12 protein-coding genes are annotated in these 15,003 nt (G+C 74.9%); 5 read left to right on the forward strand and 7 right to left on the reverse strand.

Annotated features, from left to right (window positions below):
• Window positions 1–52: 52 nt before the first annotated feature.
• Together AB0D01_RS27145 and AB0D01_RS27150 are read right to left on the reverse strand one after the other, a co-directional pair.
• Entirely contained in the window at window positions 53–538 is a 486-nt protein-coding gene (locus tag AB0D01_RS27145; RefSeq protein WP_363059662.1) for a carboxymuconolactone decarboxylase family protein, read from the reverse strand.
• Window positions 535–1,614 (reverse strand): dihydrodipicolinate reductase, encoded by a 1,080-nt coding sequence (locus AB0D01_RS27150; protein WP_363059664.1) that lies wholly within the window; start codon window positions 1,612–1,614, stop codon window positions 535–537. The genes AB0D01_RS27145 and AB0D01_RS27150 overlap by 4 nt, the downstream gene beginning before the upstream one ends.
• A 198-nt stretch (window positions 1,615–1,812) precedes the next feature.
• On the opposite strand from AB0D01_RS27150, the gene AB0D01_RS27155 reads away from it, so the two are divergent.
• Entirely contained in the window at window positions 1,813–3,141 is a 1,329-nt protein-coding gene (locus AB0D01_RS27155; protein WP_363059666.1) for a glycoside hydrolase family 18 protein, read from the forward strand.
• Window positions 3,142–3,263: 122 nt separating this feature from the next.
• Here the strand turns inward: AB0D01_RS27155 and AB0D01_RS27160 are convergent, their stop codons facing one another.
• Window positions 3,264–4,337, reverse strand: a complete 1,074-nt coding sequence (locus AB0D01_RS27160) for a PfkB family carbohydrate kinase (RefSeq protein WP_363059668.1) — start codon at window positions 4,335–4,337, stop codon at window positions 3,264–3,266.
• A gap of 1 nt (window position 4,338) precedes the next feature.
• Window positions 4,339–4,968 (reverse strand): bifunctional 4-hydroxy-2-oxoglutarate aldolase/2-dehydro-3-deoxy-phosphogluconate aldolase, encoded by a 630-nt coding sequence (locus AB0D01_RS27165; protein WP_363059670.1) that lies wholly within the window; start codon window positions 4,966–4,968, stop codon window positions 4,339–4,341.
• Window positions 4,969–5,239: 271 nt separating this feature from the next.
• Between AB0D01_RS27165 and AB0D01_RS27170 the strand changes: the two genes are divergently transcribed.
• Window positions 5,240–7,009, forward strand: a complete 1,770-nt coding sequence (locus tag AB0D01_RS27170) for a sigma-70 family RNA polymerase sigma factor (RefSeq protein ID WP_363059672.1) — start codon at window positions 5,240–5,242, stop codon at window positions 7,007–7,009.
• A 184-nt stretch (window positions 7,010–7,193) separates the two neighbouring features.
• Window positions 7,194–9,677 (forward strand): Helicase associated domain protein, encoded by a 2,484-nt coding sequence (locus AB0D01_RS27175; RefSeq protein ID WP_363059674.1) that lies wholly within the window; start codon window positions 7,194–7,196, stop codon window positions 9,675–9,677.
• Between the two features lie 71 nt (window positions 9,678–9,748).
• On the opposite strand, the gene AB0D01_RS27180 is transcribed toward AB0D01_RS27175, so the two are convergent.
• Window positions 9,749–11,140 (reverse strand): glutamate decarboxylase, encoded by a 1,392-nt coding sequence (locus AB0D01_RS27180; RefSeq protein ID WP_363059676.1) that lies wholly within the window; start codon window positions 11,138–11,140, stop codon window positions 9,749–9,751.
• A 288-nt stretch (window positions 11,141–11,428) separates the two neighbouring features.
• Between AB0D01_RS27180 and AB0D01_RS27185 the strand changes: the two genes are divergently transcribed.
• Both AB0D01_RS27185 and AB0D01_RS27190 read left to right on the forward strand, forming a co-directional pair.
• Window positions 11,429–11,824 carry a tyrosinase family oxidase copper chaperone gene (locus AB0D01_RS27185; protein WP_363059678.1) on the forward strand — a complete coding sequence of 132 codons (396 nt, stop codon included), beginning with the start codon at window positions 11,429–11,431 and terminating at the stop codon, window positions 11,822–11,824.
• A complete protein-coding gene (locus AB0D01_RS27190) occupies window positions 11,821–12,669 on the forward strand; it encodes a tyrosinase family protein (RefSeq protein ID WP_363059680.1) in 849 nt (282 codons plus the stop codon). The genes AB0D01_RS27185 and AB0D01_RS27190 overlap by 4 nt, the downstream gene beginning before the upstream one ends.
• Here AB0D01_RS27190 and AB0D01_RS27195 read toward each other — a convergent pair.
• Together AB0D01_RS27195 and AB0D01_RS27200 are read right to left on the reverse strand one after the other, a co-directional pair.
• A complete protein-coding gene (locus AB0D01_RS27195) occupies window positions 12,624–13,343 on the reverse strand; it encodes a response regulator (protein WP_363059682.1) in 720 nt (239 codons plus the stop codon). The genes AB0D01_RS27190 and AB0D01_RS27195 overlap by 46 nt on opposite strands.
• The gene (locus tag AB0D01_RS27200; protein WP_363059684.1) at window positions 13,340–14,980 is read right to left on the reverse strand and encodes a sensor histidine kinase; all 1,641 of its coding nucleotides are present in this window, start codon (window positions 14,978–14,980) and stop codon (window positions 13,340–13,342) included. Before AB0D01_RS27200 ends, AB0D01_RS27195 begins: the two co-directional genes overlap by 4 nt.
• Window positions 14,981–15,003: the final 23 nt, after the last annotated feature.

Raw genomic sequence — 15,003 nt, forward strand, 5'->3', positions numbered from 1 at the left:
GGCGCGGCGGTACCGGGGTCGGCCGGAGGTTGCGGCCGACCCCGGCCCGGCGTCAGCCGCCGCTGCCCGGCAGCACGCAGACGCTGTCGAGGCCCAGCACATGGTTGAGCCGGCCGAAGGCGAGCCAGGAGCCGATGCTCATGCTCAGCTCCACGATCTCCACCTGGCTGTAGTGCGCGGTCATCCGCTCCCAGAACTCCTCGTCGAGGTTGTGGTGGTCCAGGGCGTAGCGCTCCGCGTACTCGGCGGCCAGGCGGGTCCGGTCGTCGAAAGCCTTGGTGGTGCGCCACTCGGTGACGGCGTCGGCGAACTCCTCCTCGACCTTCTCCCCGTCGCGGTCGGTGCGCCAGTCGAGGCAGAACACGCATCCGTTGATCTGCGCGACGCGCAGCCGGGCGGCCTCGAACTCGCGCAGGCCCAGGGTGGTGTGGGCGTAGACGGAGAGCGAGAAGTTGGCGGCGGCCATCCCGATGCCGGGGACGAGGTCGCCCCACACGTACTCGATCGGGTGCTGTCCTTCGGGGACGTCGATCCTCATGGCTGCTTCCTTCCGAGTTTGCCGACTGCGGGACGCAGCGGGACGTCGAGCGCGTCGTAGAGTCCGGGCTCGGCCGCCACCAGCCAGTCGATGGCGCCGACGAGCCTGCCGACGGCGGTGGCGTTGCCGCCCGCCGAACGGTTCTCGCCCTCGTCGGTGGCCTCGACGGTGACCTCGATCCGGGGCCGGCCCTCGATGATCACGCGATGGGCGCCGGCGCCGTCGGGCGGCGTGGGCCAGTCGGGGGCGCAGGAGGGGTGGATGCGGGTGACGTGCTCGATGACGATGCGGGGTTCGCCCTCGACGATGCCCTGCACCTCGAAGCGGATGGCGCCCTGCGTCCCGGCTTCGAAGGTGCCCATGGTCCGGGTGGTGACGGTGGTGTCGAGCGCGCGGCGCTGCGAGGTCTCGCGTATGTCGTCGAGTTCGACGCCCAGGGCGCGGGCCATCATCCGGATCTGCCCGCCCCAGACCATGGTGGGGACGGAGGGCCAGAGCATCATGGGCTCGTCGTCCATGGGGCGGCCCATGCCGACCAGGTCGCGGACGGAGTCCGGTTGGTCGTACGTGGAGTAGTCGAAGATCTCCTGGCAGCGGATCGCGTCGACGGTGGTGCCGAGGCCGCTGAGCAGCAGGGGGAGCACGTCGTTGCCCCAGCCGGGGTCCACGCCGGAGGCGAAGAGGGAGCCGCCGCCCTCGGCCACGGCGGCCAGCACCGGGTCGCGGAACTCCGCGGGCGCGTTGCGGTGGTCGTAGAGGGGGTAGAGGGCGGGGCTGACGACGGCCGCGCCGGCGGCGACGGCCCGGGTGATGTCGGCGAGCGCGTCGTCGGGGCGCACGTCCCCGGAGGCGGCGTAGACGACGGCCGCCGGGCGGGTGGCGAGGACCGCGCCGACGTCGTCGGTGGCCGTCACCCCCAAGGCGTGGTCGAGCCCGGCGAGTTCGCCCGCGTCGCGGCCGACCTTGGCGGGGTTGTGGACGATGACGCTGACGAGTTCGAGCGCCGGGTGGGCGTCGACGGCGCGGATCGCCGCGCGGCCGACGTTGCCGGTGCCCCAGACCACCGTGGGAATCATGCGCGGAGGGTAGCGAGGGGGGCCCTAGGTGCCCAGGGCCGTGAACCATGTTTTTCGGACGTCCCGCGCGGGGCGCGGAACCCGAGGTGGACACCCCCTTGACCGGGATGGTCCAGACCAATAGTTTCCGGGTTGCACAGCGCACGCGTTCTCGCACGGCCCCGGAGCACCACTCCCCCGCATCCGCAAAGGAAGCCCATGCGCCGCAGCACGCTCGGCAGACTCGCCGTCGCCGTCTGTTCCCTGTCCCTGCTGACCGCCTTCGCGCCGGCCGGCGCCACCGGGGACGGGGACGGGGCGCGCGGTCACGACCGCGCGTACCGCAAGGTCGGGTACTTCACCCAATGGGGCGTCTACGGAAGGGACTTCCAGGTCCAGGACCTCGACGCGAACGGCACCGCGGGCAGGCTCACCCACATCAACTACGCCTTCGGCAACATCGGCGCCGACGGCAAGTGCTTCACCGGCAACGTGCCGGGCGAGGCCGACGCGTGGGCCGACTACGCGCGCCCGCTGGACGCCGCGAACTCCGTGGACGGGGTGGCCGACACGGCGGAGCAGCCCCTCGCCGGCAACTTCAACCAGCTGAAGGAGCTGAAGGCGAAGCACCCGAACCTCAAGGTGCTGATCTCGCTGGGTGGTTGGAGCTGGTCCACGCACTTCTCCGACGCCGCCCTCACCGCCGCCTCGCGCGAGGCCCTCGTACGGTCCTGCCTCGACCTGTACATCAAGGGCAACCTCCCCCAGGACGGCGCCCGGGGCGGCGCCGGCGCGGCGGCGGGGGTCTTCGACGGCATCGACCTCGACTGGGAGTGGCCGGGCTCGGAGGGCGACACCGACACGAAGTACCGGCCGGAGGACAAGCGCAACTTCACCGCGCTGGTCGAGGAGTTCCGCAGGCAGCTCGACGCCCTCGGGCGCGAGCGGCGGCGCGGCTACGAGCTGACGGCCTTCGTCCCCGCGGCCCCCGCGAAGATCGACGCCGGCTTCGACGTCCGCCGCATCATGCGCAACCTCGACTTCGTCACCCTCCAGGGCTACGACTTCCACGTGTCCGGGGAGGCGCGGACGGCCCAACAGTCCGCGCTGTACGCCCGGAACGACTTCAGCGTGTCCGGCACGGTCGACGCGTGGCTGCGGCGCGGTGCGCCGGCGCGCAAGCTGGTGGTCGGCATGCCGTTCTACGGTCAGGGCTGGACCGGGGTCTCCGGCGGCGGCGACGGCATGGGGCGGCCCGCGACGGGGCCCGCTCCCGCCCGGTGGGCGGCCGGGTACGCGGACTACAAGGAGCTGAAGGAGCTGGCGGGCTCGGGCACCTACCGGCTGTACCGCGACCGGCGCGACGGGCACGCCTGGCTGTTCGACGGCACCACCCTGTGGACGTACGACGACCCGCAGGTACTGCGCGCGAAGGCCCGGTACGTCCGCGAGGAGGGGCTGGGCGGGGCCATGTTCTGGTCCCTGGACGCCGACACCGCCGACGGCGAGCTGACGGCGGCCGTCGACCGGGGCCTGCGCGGCCACTGACCCGGCCCGTCCCGCGCCCCTCTCTCCCCCTCCCCCCGACCGGCGCACTCGCGCCGTCCGACCGGCGCCGCCGGGCCGCGGAAGACCCATCCGGCCCGGCGGCGCCCACCACCGCCGCGCCCCTACACCGGCCCGCCCGGGCCGCGTCGCGCCAGGGCCGCCGTCTCGGCGAAGGCCGGGACGCGGCCGGTGCCCCCGCGTCCCGCGACCGACAGGGAGGCCGCCGCCACCCCGTAGGCCACCGCGTCGCCGAGGGTGTCTCCGAGGGCCAGGCGGGCGGTCGCGGTGCCGGTGAAGCAGTCCCCCGCGCCGGTGGCGTCGACGGGCGCCGGGTCGACGGGGACGGGGTGGTACCGCGCCCGCGTCCCGTCGTGCGACAGCACCCGGTCCGCGCCGGTGGTGACGGCGACGGCGCGGGCCCCGAGCGCGCGGTAGCGGGCGGCCGCGACCACCGGATCCGCGGTGTCCACCAGAGCGAGCGCGTCGGCCGGGCAGGAGGTCTTCAGCAGCCCGGTGAGCGGGGCGATCCGGGCCAACAGGGCGCGGGCCTCGCCCCGCCCGGTCAGCCGGGGGCGGTGGTTCGCGTCGTAGGTGACGTGCCCGCCCGACCCGTGGACGGTGCGGGCGGCGGCCACGACGGCCTCGCGGGCGCCCGGCGACAGGGCGCCGGTGATCCCGCTCGTGATCAGGGACCCGGCCCCGGCCAGCAGCGGGCGCCAGGCCTCCACGTCGGCGGGCGACAGGGTGGATCCGGCGCTGCCGGCGCGCCAGTAGACGAACGCGCGGTCGCCCTCGGCGTCGGCGGCCAGCAGGTAGGCACCGTTCGGACGGGGGGCGCGGCGCACGTGGGAGACGTCGACGCCCAGTTCGACGGCGCGGCGCAGCAGGGGGACGCTCGACTCGTCGTCGCCGACCACGGCGAGCAGGGCGGTACGGGCCCCGGCCGCCGCGGCGGCGGCAGCGGCGTTCAGGGCGTCGCCGGAGTAGGAGATCCGGGCGGTCGTGCCGTCGACCGCCTCGCGCAGGGGTGCGTCGGAGTGGATCTCGACGAGCACCTCCCCGAGCACGAGGACGTCGTAGGCGTCACGGGCATCGCGGGCGTCACGGGCGGCACGGGCATCGCGGGCCTCTCCGGTGCGGCCCGCGTCCCGGGCGCCGTCCGCCGCGTCGGGGCGCGCGTCCGCGGCCGGGGGCACCTCAGGCCCCTTCCGGCGCGGGCCCCGCGCCGCCGTCGTGGGGGCGGTCGGCGGCCACGGCGGCGAACAGGGCGGCGAGTTCGTCCGGGCCCTCGGGCAGGCCGCCGCCGACGCCGACGGCCCCCGCCCCGGCCGCGAGCCACTCGCCCACGTCGGCCGGTCGGATGCCGCCGGTGGGCACGAGCAGCGCGTCGGGCAGGACGGCCTTGAGGGAGCGGATGAAGGCGGGTCCCGCGACGTGGGCGGGGAAGACCTTCGCCGCGCCCGCGCGCCGCGCGGCCCCGGCGATCTCGCCCGGCGTGAAGCCGCCCTCCAGGAAGACGGCGCCGCGCTCGGCGGCCACGGCCCGCACCTCGGGGGCGGGGTACGGGGAGACCAGGAAGCCGGCCCCCGCGTCGAGCGCCCGCTCGGCCTGGTCGGTGGTGGTGACCGTCCCCACCCCGATCAGCGCGGGGCGGCCCAGGGCGTCGGCCGAACCGGCGACGCGGGCGAGCGCCCCGGCCCAGCCGGGTGTCGTGGTGGTCAGCTCCACGGCGCGGCAGCCGGCCGCGAGCAGGGCCGTGGTGCGGCGGACGGTGGCCGCGGCGTCGACGTCGCGCAGCACCGGCAGCAGGCGCTGCGCGGTGATCACGGCGTACGGATGGTCGGACGGACGGTCCGACGGACGGCCGGACGGAGCACGGGACGGCTGGTGGGACATCGGACCCCCGAACAGATCGGGTTGTTCCACGTAGCGGAACAACGTGTCGTGTTACGGAACTACGTGGTCCAGACCTTACACATTCGGGTGAGGCTCTCGATGTCTTGCCGGAAAATCTTCCGGATAACTGTTATCGGGACCCCTCTCGACGGTCTCCCAGTTGTTGGGCATCATCGACCGCCGGTACGGACAGGGACATCACATGGGTACACAGAACACGGCAGCTCTGGTGACGGCGGCCCGCGCGGGCGACCCCCGGGCGCAGGACGAACTCGTCAGCGCCCACCTGCCGCTGGTCTACAACATCGTCGGGCGGGCCCTGAACGGGTCCGTCGACGTCGACGACGTCGTGCAGGACACCATGCTGCGCGCGCTCGACGGGCTGCCCGGCCTCCGCGTCGACGAGAGCTTCCGCTCCTGGCTGGTGGCCATCGCCATGAACCGCGTACGGGCCCACTGGCAGTCCCGCGACCACGGCCTCGGCGCGAGCGGCCTGGAGGCGGCCGAGGACGTGGCCGACCCGGGCGCCGACTTCGCCGACCTGACCGTCGTACGGCTCCAGCTGTCGGGCCAGCGCCGCGAGACCGCCCGGGCCACGCGGTGGCTGGAGCCCGACGACCGCGCGCTGTTGTCCCTGTGGTGGCTGGAGTGCGCCGGCGAGCTGACCCGCGCGGAGATGGCCGCCGCGCTGGAGCTGCCCCCGCAGCACGCGGCGGTGCGCGTCCAGCGGATGAAGGCCCAACTGGAGGCGGCCCGGGTCGTGGAGCGGGCGCTGGAGGCGCAGCCGGTCTGCGAGGGGCTGCGGGCCGTGACCGGCACCTGGGACGGTCGGCCGTCGGCGCTGTGGCGCAAGCGCATAGCCCGGCACGCCCGGGAGTGCCTGCGCTGCTCGGGCCTGTGGAACGGACTGGTGCCGGCCGAGGGGCTGCTGGCCGGGCTGGCCCTGGTCCCGGTGACCGCCGCGCTGCTGGCGGGCGTACGGTCCGCCGTGACGGGCCTCGCCCCGACCGGCGCCACCGTCGCCGGCACGGCCGACCTGGCAGGCGCGGCCGACCTCGCGGGCTCCGCGCACGCCGCCGACGCCGCGTCCTTCGCCGACGCCGCCACCCAACTCGCCCCGGTCGTCTCCACCCCGGTCGTCTCCGGCCCGGGCCGCGCCGCCCGACGTCGCGCGGGCGACTCGGGCTCCGCCGGCGAGGGACTCGCCCCGGGCGACGGTTCCGGCGGTCGGGGGGCCGAGCGCAAGCGGCGCCAGAACCGCCGCCGGGCCATCGGCGGCGCGGTGCTCGCCGCCTGCGTGGCGGGAGGCGGACTGGTCTACCTCGGCTCGATGCCCGGAAAGCGCGACGCCGAGGCGGGCGGGGCGGCGTCCGCCTCCCCGGCCATGGCCCTGGCCGCGCCCGACACCGCGTCCGTCCCGCCCTCCGCTTCCGCCTCCCCCTCTCCCTCCGCTTCCGCCTCGGCCTCCGCGTCCCCCTCGGCCTCCGCCTCCGCCTCGGCGTCGGCCGCCACGAGCAGCGCCCCGGCGCCCTCGCCCACGCCGACCCGCAAGGCGTCGAGCCGCCCGCCGGCGCCCGCCCCGGCGCCCCCCTCGGGCATCGCCGGCCAGGTGATCGCGCTCGCCAACTCCGAGCGGGCGGCGGCCGGCTGCGGACCACTCAAGGAGGACGCGCAGCTGCGCGCGGCCGCCCAGGGCCACTCCGCCGACATGGCGGCGCGGGACTTCTTCGCGCACACCAACCCCGACGGCGCCGACCCGGGCGCGCGGACGACGGCCTCCGGGTACCGCTGGTCGACGTACGGGGAGAACATCGCCAAGGGCCAGCAGACCGCGCAGTCGGTGATGGACTCGTGGATGAAGAGCCCGGGCCACCGCGCCAACATCCTCAACTGCTCCTTCAAGGACATCGGCGTCGGCGTCCACCAGGGCGCCGGCGGCCCGTGGTGGACCCAGAACTTCGGCGCCCGCTGAGCCCTCGGTCCCCGCGCGGGCACCGCCCCGACCCCCTGGGGCGGCGCCGCGCGACCGGGTCGCGGGTGACCTTCGGTCACCCGTAGGTGACGGACCGACCACCCGCTGCCCCCCTTTGACTCATAATCCGGGCAAGATAGGACCTGGAGTCGAACGGGCAGATCAGGGCGGAGGGGGTTCGGAGATGGCGAGGAGGGAGCTGCGGCCCCATCAGCGCGAGGCGGTCGACGCCGTCGTGCGCGCCTTGCAACTGCCCCCTTCCGGACGGGTTCCGGAGCGGGGCCTGCGCACCCAGGTGATCATGGCCACCGGTTCCGGGAAGTCGCTGGTCGCCGTCCGCTCGTCGGAGGAGATGCGGGCCGGCCGGGTGCTGGTGCTGGTCCCCTCCCTCGACCTGCTGGTGCAGACCGTGGCCGCCTGGCGGGAGGGCGGGCGCACCGGGCGCAGCCTCGCGGTGTGCTCGTTGCGCGGCGAGGACGCGGGCGTGCCGACCACCACGGATCCGGGTGAACTGGCCCGCTGGTGCGCCCGCCCGCTGGAGCGGGTGACGGTGTTCGCCACGTACGCCTCCCTGGGCCTGGGCACGATCGAACGCGCCCACCTGGCGGGCCTGCCCTCCTGGGACCTGGTCGTCGTCGACGAGGCCCATCGGACGTCGGGGCGGATCGGCAAGCCGTGGGCGGTGGTCCACGACAACACGCGCATCCCGTCTCTGCGCCGGCTGTACATGACGGCCACCCCCCGGGTGTGGCGCGACGGCGAGAGCCCCGAGGAGGGTGAGGAGCCGTCCGGGGACGAGGCGTCCGGGGCGCGGACCTCGGCGGAGACCGCGGCGGGCGGGGTGGTGCGGGGCGGCGGGGAGTTGGTCGCCTCGATGGAGGACGATCCGCGGGGCCCCTTCGGCGCCCGCTGCCACACGCTGTCGCTGTCGGAGGCCATCGACCGGGGGATCTGCGCCCCGTACCGGGTGGTGTGCGTGGACGTCAGCGACCCCGGGTTCCGGTCGGCCCTGCTGTTGGGCGCGGACGGGCGTTCGGACCGGGTGCGCGGGATGCGTCTGGCCGCGCTCCAGGCGGCGTTGGTGACGGCCGCGGCGGACCAGGGCTTCCGGCGGACCCTGGTGTTCCACCACCTGACCAAGGAGGCCGAGGCCTTCGCCGCGGGCCTGCCGGCGGTCGCGGCGCGGTTGCGGCTGACGAGCCGGAGCCCCCGCCCCGTCTACCCCCGTACGGTCTGGGCGGACTGGCTGTGCGGCCAGCACACGGCGGCGCACCGGCGGCGGGTGCTGGAGGCGTTCGCCGCCGACCGGGTCGCGGACAAGGCCTTCCTCGGCAGCGTGCGGGTGTTGGGAGAGGGGGTCGACACCAAGGAGTGCGACTCGGTGTTCTGGGCGGACGTGCGCGGATCCATGCCCGACCTCGTGCAGGCCGTGGGCCGCGCCCTGCGGATCCGGCCCGGCGAGGGCAAGGTGGCCTCCCTGGTGGTCCCGGTGCTGCTCGGACCGGGCGAGACGCCCGACACGATGCTCACCTCGCGGGCCTACGGTGACCTCGCGCGGCTGTTGGAGGCCCTGCGGGCGCACGACGCGCGGCTGGTGGAGGACCTGGCGCAGCCCCAGGCACAGAGCCGGGGCGCGGCCGGCTCCGCGATCGGCGGCGGCGGCCTGGGTCCGGGACCGGGGGCCCGGGCGTTGCTGAGCTTCTCCACGCCGCGGGATCCGGCGCTGCTGGCGGCCTTCATCCGGCTGCGCGTCCTGCATCCCGAGCACACGCGGTGGCGGCGGGGCGTCGAGGCGGCCCGGATCCACGTGGAGACGGTCGGGGACCTGCGGGTGCCGTTCGCGTTCCGGGTGCCGGCGGGCGACGAGCGGTGGCCGGCGGCGCTGGCCTCCTTCCCCCTGGGGCAGTGGATCGCGGACGCGCGGCGCACGTACCGCCGGGGCGCCCTGGGCCGTGAGCGGACGGCGGAGTTGGAGGCGCTCGGCATGGTGTGGAGCCAGGTCGACGTGGCCTTCGAGGAGGGGCTGACGGCGGCGCGCGCCTGGGCGGCGGAGCACGGGCACCTGTTGCCGCCGGTGGAGGCGTGCCTGCACGGGGCGCCGGTCGGGGTGTGGATGAAGAACAACCGGGCGGCGGCCCGGCGGGAGGGTCCGGGGGCGCTGGCGCGGGAGCGCCGGGACGCCCTGGACGAGATCGACCCGTCCTGGTGCCCGGCCTGGGACATCGGCTGGCAGCGGGCCTTCCACCTGACGCGGGTGCACCTGGACGCGGGCGGGCGGTTGCCGCTCGGTCCCGGTGAGGTGGTGGTGCAGGGCGAGGACCTGGGGTCGTGGGTGCGGGCCCAGCGGTTGGGGTGGGAGCGGCTGGCGTGGGCGCAGCGGTGGCTGCTGGAGCACACGTTGGGGGTGGGCGCGGCGACGGAGTCCGAACGGCCGCCCGCGCGCCGCAGCCACGCGGTGGCCTGGGCGGAGCACCTGGAGGCGGCCCGGGCCTTCCGTTCCCGCGAGGGGCACCTGCGGGTTCCGCGTACGCACGTGGAACCCGTCGGCGGGCGCGAGCTGCGGCTCGGGGCGTGGATCGCCAACCAGCGCTCCCGGGCGGCGGGGCTGTCCCCGGAGCGGGCGGCCGCCCTGTCGGAGCTGGGGATGCGCTGGTCGGCGTCCGCCTGAGGCGGTCCACCGACCGGGGTGGTGGTCCGACCGGGTCGGTCCTCCCGCCGAGGCGCCGGGGCGGTGGTCCGTCAGTGGTGGAAGCCCGAGCGGGGCTCGGTGGCGGGGACCGGCTGGGGGTGGGCGGCGAGGTGCTCGACGGCCCGGCGCAGGTCGCCGACGAGCAGGGCGATCTGGTCGCGGGTGACGCCGTGCCGGATCAGCACGCGCTGGATCACGGTCTCCTGCCGGTCGCGCGGCAGCGGGTACGAGGGCACCTGCCAGCCGCGCATGCGGAGCCGGTCGGAGAGGTCGTAGAGGCTGAAGCCGGCGCCGGCGGGGTCGGTGAGGGTGTACGAGACGGCGGGCAGCGCGCCCCGGCCGTCGTAGAGCAGGGTGAAGGGGCCCATGTCGGCGATCTGGGCGGCGAGGTAGCGGGCGGTGTCCGCGCAGGCCTGCTGGACGCGCCGGTAGCCGCCGCGGCCCAGCCGCAGGAACAGGTAGTACTGGGCGATGACCTCGCCGCCGGGGCGGGAGAAGTTCAGGGCGAAGGTCGGCATGTCGCCGCCGAGGTAGTCCACGTCGAAGACGAGGTCGGCCGGGAGCAGGTCGGCGGTGCGCCACACGATCCAGCCGACGCCGAGCGGCGCGAGCCCGTACTTGTGGCCGGAGGTGTTGACGGAGGCCACGCGGGGCAGGCGGAAGTCCCAGACGACGTCGGGGTGGAGGAAGGGGGCGACGAAGCCGCCGCTGGCCGCGTCGACGTGGACGGGCACGTCCCAGCCGTGTTCGGCCTGGATGCGGTCGAGTTCGGCGGCGATCTCGGCGACGGGTTCGTAGTCGCAGGTGTAGGTGACGCCGAGGATGGCGACCACGCCGATGGTGTTCTCGTCGACGTGGGCGGCGAGCTGGTGGGGGCGCAGTCCGGTGGCGCCGGGTTCCAGGGGGACCTGGCGGAGCTCGACGTCGAAGTAGCGGGCGAACTTCTCCCAGCAGATCTGTACGGGTCCGCAGACGAGGTTGGGGCGGTCGGTGGGCAGTCCCGCGGCGCGGCGGCGTTCGCGCCAGCGCCATTTGAGGGCGAGTCCGCCGAGCATGGCGGCCTCGCTGGAGCCGGTGGTGGAGCAGCCGGTGCCGGCGACGCCGGGCGGGGCGTTCCAGAGGTCGGCGAGGATGTTGACGCAGCGGGCCTCGATCTCGGCGGTCTGCGGGTACTCGTCCTTGTCGATCATGTTCTTGTCGAGGCACTCGTTCATCAGGCGGTGCACGCCCTCGTCCGACCAGGTGGTGCAGAAGGTGGCCAGGTTCTGGGCGGCGTTGCCGTCGAGGAGCAGCTCGTTGTGCAGGAGCGAGTAGACGACCTCCGAGGGCGAGTGGTCCTCGGGGATCCGGTACTTGGGGAGGATCTCGCCACTGAGGGCGGACGCGAACACGTCCGTGTCGCCGTCACCGTCGCGAACGTCCTTCGTCTGATGAAGAGGCATATCGGGACTATAGGTGCGATATCGCCGCAACTGCGGTTTCGGCGGGGCTCGGGCGGGGCTCGACCATGCCATCGCTTCCGGCCTTCTCACGGAACGTGACGCCGTGCACACGCCCCCGGATTCGCCGTAAAAATTACTGCCGGGTAGGATTACTTCCGCAGATCTTCCCGTCCGGGCCACTGGAGCCGGTCCGGACGGGAAGATCGCGCAATTCGTTCTATAGGAAACTTATCCGCCGATGTCCGGATAGCGGTCAACTGCTGTCATGGCCCTGATAGTTCTTCGGCCATGAACAAGATCACCCGCAGGCAGGCCTTGGGCACAACTGCCGGCGCACTCACCGTCCTCGGCATAGCGGGCGCCACCGCGCACGCAGCCGCCACCGACTCCCGGGCCGCCGCCACCCCCGCCGGCACGGTCGACGAGGTGTACCAGGGCCGTCGCATCCAGATATCCCCCGCCACCGGGGGCGGCCACCACGGTGGTCACCACGGAGCCGGCCTGCCCACCGTCCGCATCGACGGTCGCGAGCTGCACGTGATGCGGAACGCCGACGGCACCTGGATCAGCGTGGTCAACCACTACGAGACCTTCGCCGACCCGACCTCGCTCGCCCGCGCCGCCGTGCGCGAGCTGCGCGGCGCCACGCTCCTGCCCTTCGACCCGATGGGAGGCGCGGCATGACCGTCCGCAAGAACCAGGCCACGCTGACCGCCGCCGAGAAGCGCGCCTTCACCAACGCGCTCCTGGAGCTGAAGCGCACCGGCCGCTACGACCGGTTCGTCACCACGCACAACGGCTTCATCATGAGCGACACCGACTCGGGCGACCGGGTGGGCCACCGCTCCCCCTCCTTCCTCCCCTGGCACCGCCGCTTCCTGCTGGAGTTCGAGCAGGCGCTCCAGGCCGTGGACGCGAGCGTGACCATCCCGTACTGGGACTGGACCGCCGACCGCACCTCCCGCTCCTCCCTGTGGGCCGCCGACTTCCTCGGCGGCACCGGTCGCGCCCGCGACGGCCAGGTCATGGACGGCCCCTTCGCGTACGCCACGGGCAGGTGGGAGATCAGCGTCCGCGTCGACGGCCGCTCCTACCTGCGGCGCACGCTCGGCGAGGGCGTCGCGCAGCTGCCGACCCGCGCCGAGGTGGACGCCGTCCTCGCCATGCCGGTCTACGACATGGCCCCCTGGAACAGCTCCTCGAACGGCTTCCGCAACAACCTGGAGGGTTGGCGCGGGGCCAACCTCCACAACCGGGTGCACGTGTGGGTGGGCGGCCAGATGGGCACCGGCGTCTCCCCCAACGACCCGGTGTTCTGGATGCACCACGCCTTCGTGGACAAGCTGTGGGCCGACTGGCAGGCCAAGAACCCGCAGTCCACGTACCTGCCCGCCGCCGGCACCCCGAACGTGGTGGACCTGCGCGACACCATGCGGCCGTGGAACGACGTGACCCCGGCCGACATGTTGGACCACCGCAAGTTCTACACGTTCGACACCGAGCCGGTCGCCGCCGCCAGCCAGCGGTAGTGCAGCTCGGGGCGGCCGACCTGGCCGTACCGGGGGGCACGGTCCGCGCGGCCGGTGTCCACCAGGTGCTCCAGGTACCGGCGGGCGGTGATCCGCGAGATCCCGGCCGCCTCGGCCGCCCCCGCGGCGGTCAGCCCCTCGGGCGCCGCCCGCAACAGCGCCACGACCCGCTCCAGGGTCGGGGCGCTCAGCCCTTTGGGCAGCTCCGTCGGACCGGGCGCGCGCAGTGCGGCGAGCGCCCGGTCCACGTCGTCCTGGCCGACCGCCTCGCCCGCCGCCGCGCGGAACTCGGCGTAGCGCAGGAGCCGTTCGCGCAGGGTGGGGAACGCGAAGGGCTTCAGCACGTACTGCACGACGCCCAGCGAGACGCTCTCGCGGACCACCGCCAGGTCCCGCGCCGAGGTCACCGCGATCACGTCGACGGGGTGGCCCGCGGCCCTCAGTCCGCGCGCGAAGCGCAGGCCGTTGCCGTCGGGCAGGGTGAGGTCGAGGAGCAGCAGGTCGACGCGGGTGCGCTCCAGGACCCGGCCGGCCTCGGCCAGGGTGTGGACGGCCGCCACGGCGGTGAAGCCGGGCACCCGGCCGACGTAGAGCGCGTGGGCGTCGGCGGCGACGGGGTCGTCCTCGACGACCAGGACGCGCACCGGCCGCCCGGCGCCGGGGGCCGCGCTCATCGGGCCGCCTCCGCGAGCGGCAGGCGTACGGTGAACTCCGCGCCGCCCTCCGGCCCCCGACCGGTCTCCACGCCGCCCCCGTGCCGGTCGGCCACCTGACGGACCAGTGCGAGGCCGAGGCCCCGCCCCTCCCCCTTGCCGGACCAGCCGCGCCGGAAGACGTCCACCCCCTCGGGCAGACCCGGGCCGTTGTCCGCGACGCACAGCAGCAGCCCGCCCCCGTCCCGTCGCACGGTGACGCGGATCCGCCCGCCCGGTACGCCGGTCAGGGCGTCGAGGGCGTTGTCGATCAGGTTGCCGAGCACCGTGACGAGGTCCCGGGCCGGCGGCACCCCGGGCTGCCCGGCGTCGACCGCGCCGTCGTCCGGGGTGACGAGCAGTTCGACGCCCCGCTCGTGCGCCTGCGCGGCCTTGCCGAGGAGCAGGGCGACCAGCACCGGCTCGCCCACGGCGGTGACGACCTCGTCGGTGAGCGCCTGGGCCAGCTCCAGTTCGGCGGTGGCGAACTCCACCGCCTCCTGCGCGCGGCCCAGTTCGATGAGGGAGACCACGGTGTGCAGCCGGTTCGCGGCCTCGTGCGCCTGCGAACGCAGGGCCTGGGTGAATCCTCGTTCGAGGTCCAACTCGCCCGACAGCGACTGGAGTTCGGTGTGGTCGCGCAGGGTGATCACGGTGCCGCGGCGGCCCCCGCCGGCGACGGGCGAGCTGTTGACGACGAGCACCCGCTCCGCCGTGAGGTGGACCTCGTCCACCCGGGGCCGGTCGGCGAGGAGGGCCCCGGTCAGCGGGGCGGGCAGCCCCAGGTCGTCCACCTTCCGGCCGGTGCTCTCCCCGCGCAGGCCCAGCAGCTCGCGTCCCGCGTCGTTGACCAGGGTGATCCTGCGGCGGCCGTCGAGCATCAGCAGACCTTCCCGGACCCCGTGCAGGGCCGCCTGGTGGTAGTCGTACATCCGGCTCAGCTCGGCGGCGTTCATGCCGTGGGTGTGGCGGCGCAGCCGGGCGTTGATGACGTACGTACCCGCTCCGCCCAGCGCCAGCGCCCCCGCCGCCACCCAGCCGAGGGCGGTGAGCTGCGCCGCGAGCCGGTCGCTGATGGCGCGGACGGTGATCCCCGCGCTGACCAGGCCGACGATCCGGCCGTCCGCGCCGATCAGCGGGGTGATCACGCGGATCGAGGGGCCGAGGGTACCGGTGTAGGTCTCGCCGAAGGTCTCCCCGCGCAGGGCGCGGGCCGTGTTGCCGAGGTAGCGCTCGCCGATGCGGCGCGGATCGGGGTGGGTCCAGCGCCGGCCGTCCGGAGCCATGATCGTCACGAAGTCCACGCCGGTGTCGGCGCGGACCCGTTCCGCGTAGGGCTGGAGCGTGACGGTCGGATCCGGGGCGCTCGGACCCGCGGCGCTCGGACCCGCGGCGCTCGGATCCGCCGCGGGGCCGCCCGCGGCCTCCCGCACCGACGGCGAGTCGGCGACGGCCCTGGCCACGGCGCCGGCCTGCCGCCGGGCGGCGTCCTCGGCCTGGCCCCGGGCTGTGGCGTACGCGAAGACCGCGCAGCCGGCGACGACGACGGCGACGAGCAGCACCTGCATGGCGAAGAGCTGGCCGGCGAGGCTCCGGGGCGGCCGGGGGAAGCGGAACATGGCGCTCAGTGTGCACCGGCTCG

The organism is Streptomyces sp. NPDC048606, from assembly GCF_040650855.1.
Classification (GTDB): Bacteria; Actinomycetota; Actinomycetes; order Streptomycetales; family Streptomycetaceae; genus Streptomyces.

Excerpts from the sequence above, each read along its gene's own strand:
- AB0D01_RS27145 (WP_363059662.1), bottom strand. The coding sequence starts at position 538 with ATGAGGATCGACGTCCCCGAAGGACAGCACCCGATCGAGTACGTGTGG.
- AB0D01_RS27170 (WP_363059672.1), top strand. The coding sequence starts at position 5,240 with ATGGGTACACAGAACACGGCAGCTCTGGTGACGGCGGCCCGCGCGGGC.
- AB0D01_RS27185 (WP_363059678.1), top strand. The coding sequence starts at position 11,429 with ATGAACAAGATCACCCGCAGGCAGGCCTTGGGCACAACTGCCGGCGCA.
- AB0D01_RS27195 (WP_363059682.1), bottom strand. The coding sequence starts at position 13,343 with ATGAGCGCGGCCCCCGGCGCCGGGCGGCCGGTGCGCGTCCTGGTCGTC.
- AB0D01_RS27200 (WP_363059684.1), bottom strand. The coding sequence starts at position 14,980 with ATGTTCCGCTTCCCCCGGCCGCCCCGGAGCCTCGCCGGCCAGCTCTTC.
- AB0D01_RS27150 (WP_363059664.1), bottom strand. The coding sequence starts at position 1,614 with ATGATTCCCACGGTGGTCTGGGGCACCGGCAACGTCGGCCGCGCGGCG.
- AB0D01_RS27180 (WP_363059676.1), bottom strand. The coding sequence starts at position 11,140 with ATGCCTCTTCATCAGACGAAGGACGTTCGCGACGGTGACGGCGACACG.
- AB0D01_RS27175 (WP_363059674.1), top strand. The coding sequence starts at position 7,194 with ATGGCGAGGAGGGAGCTGCGGCCCCATCAGCGCGAGGCGGTCGACGCC.
- AB0D01_RS27190 (WP_363059680.1), top strand. The coding sequence starts at position 11,821 with ATGACCGTCCGCAAGAACCAGGCCACGCTGACCGCCGCCGAGAAGCGC.
- AB0D01_RS27155 (WP_363059666.1), top strand. The coding sequence starts at position 1,813 with ATGCGCCGCAGCACGCTCGGCAGACTCGCCGTCGCCGTCTGTTCCCTG.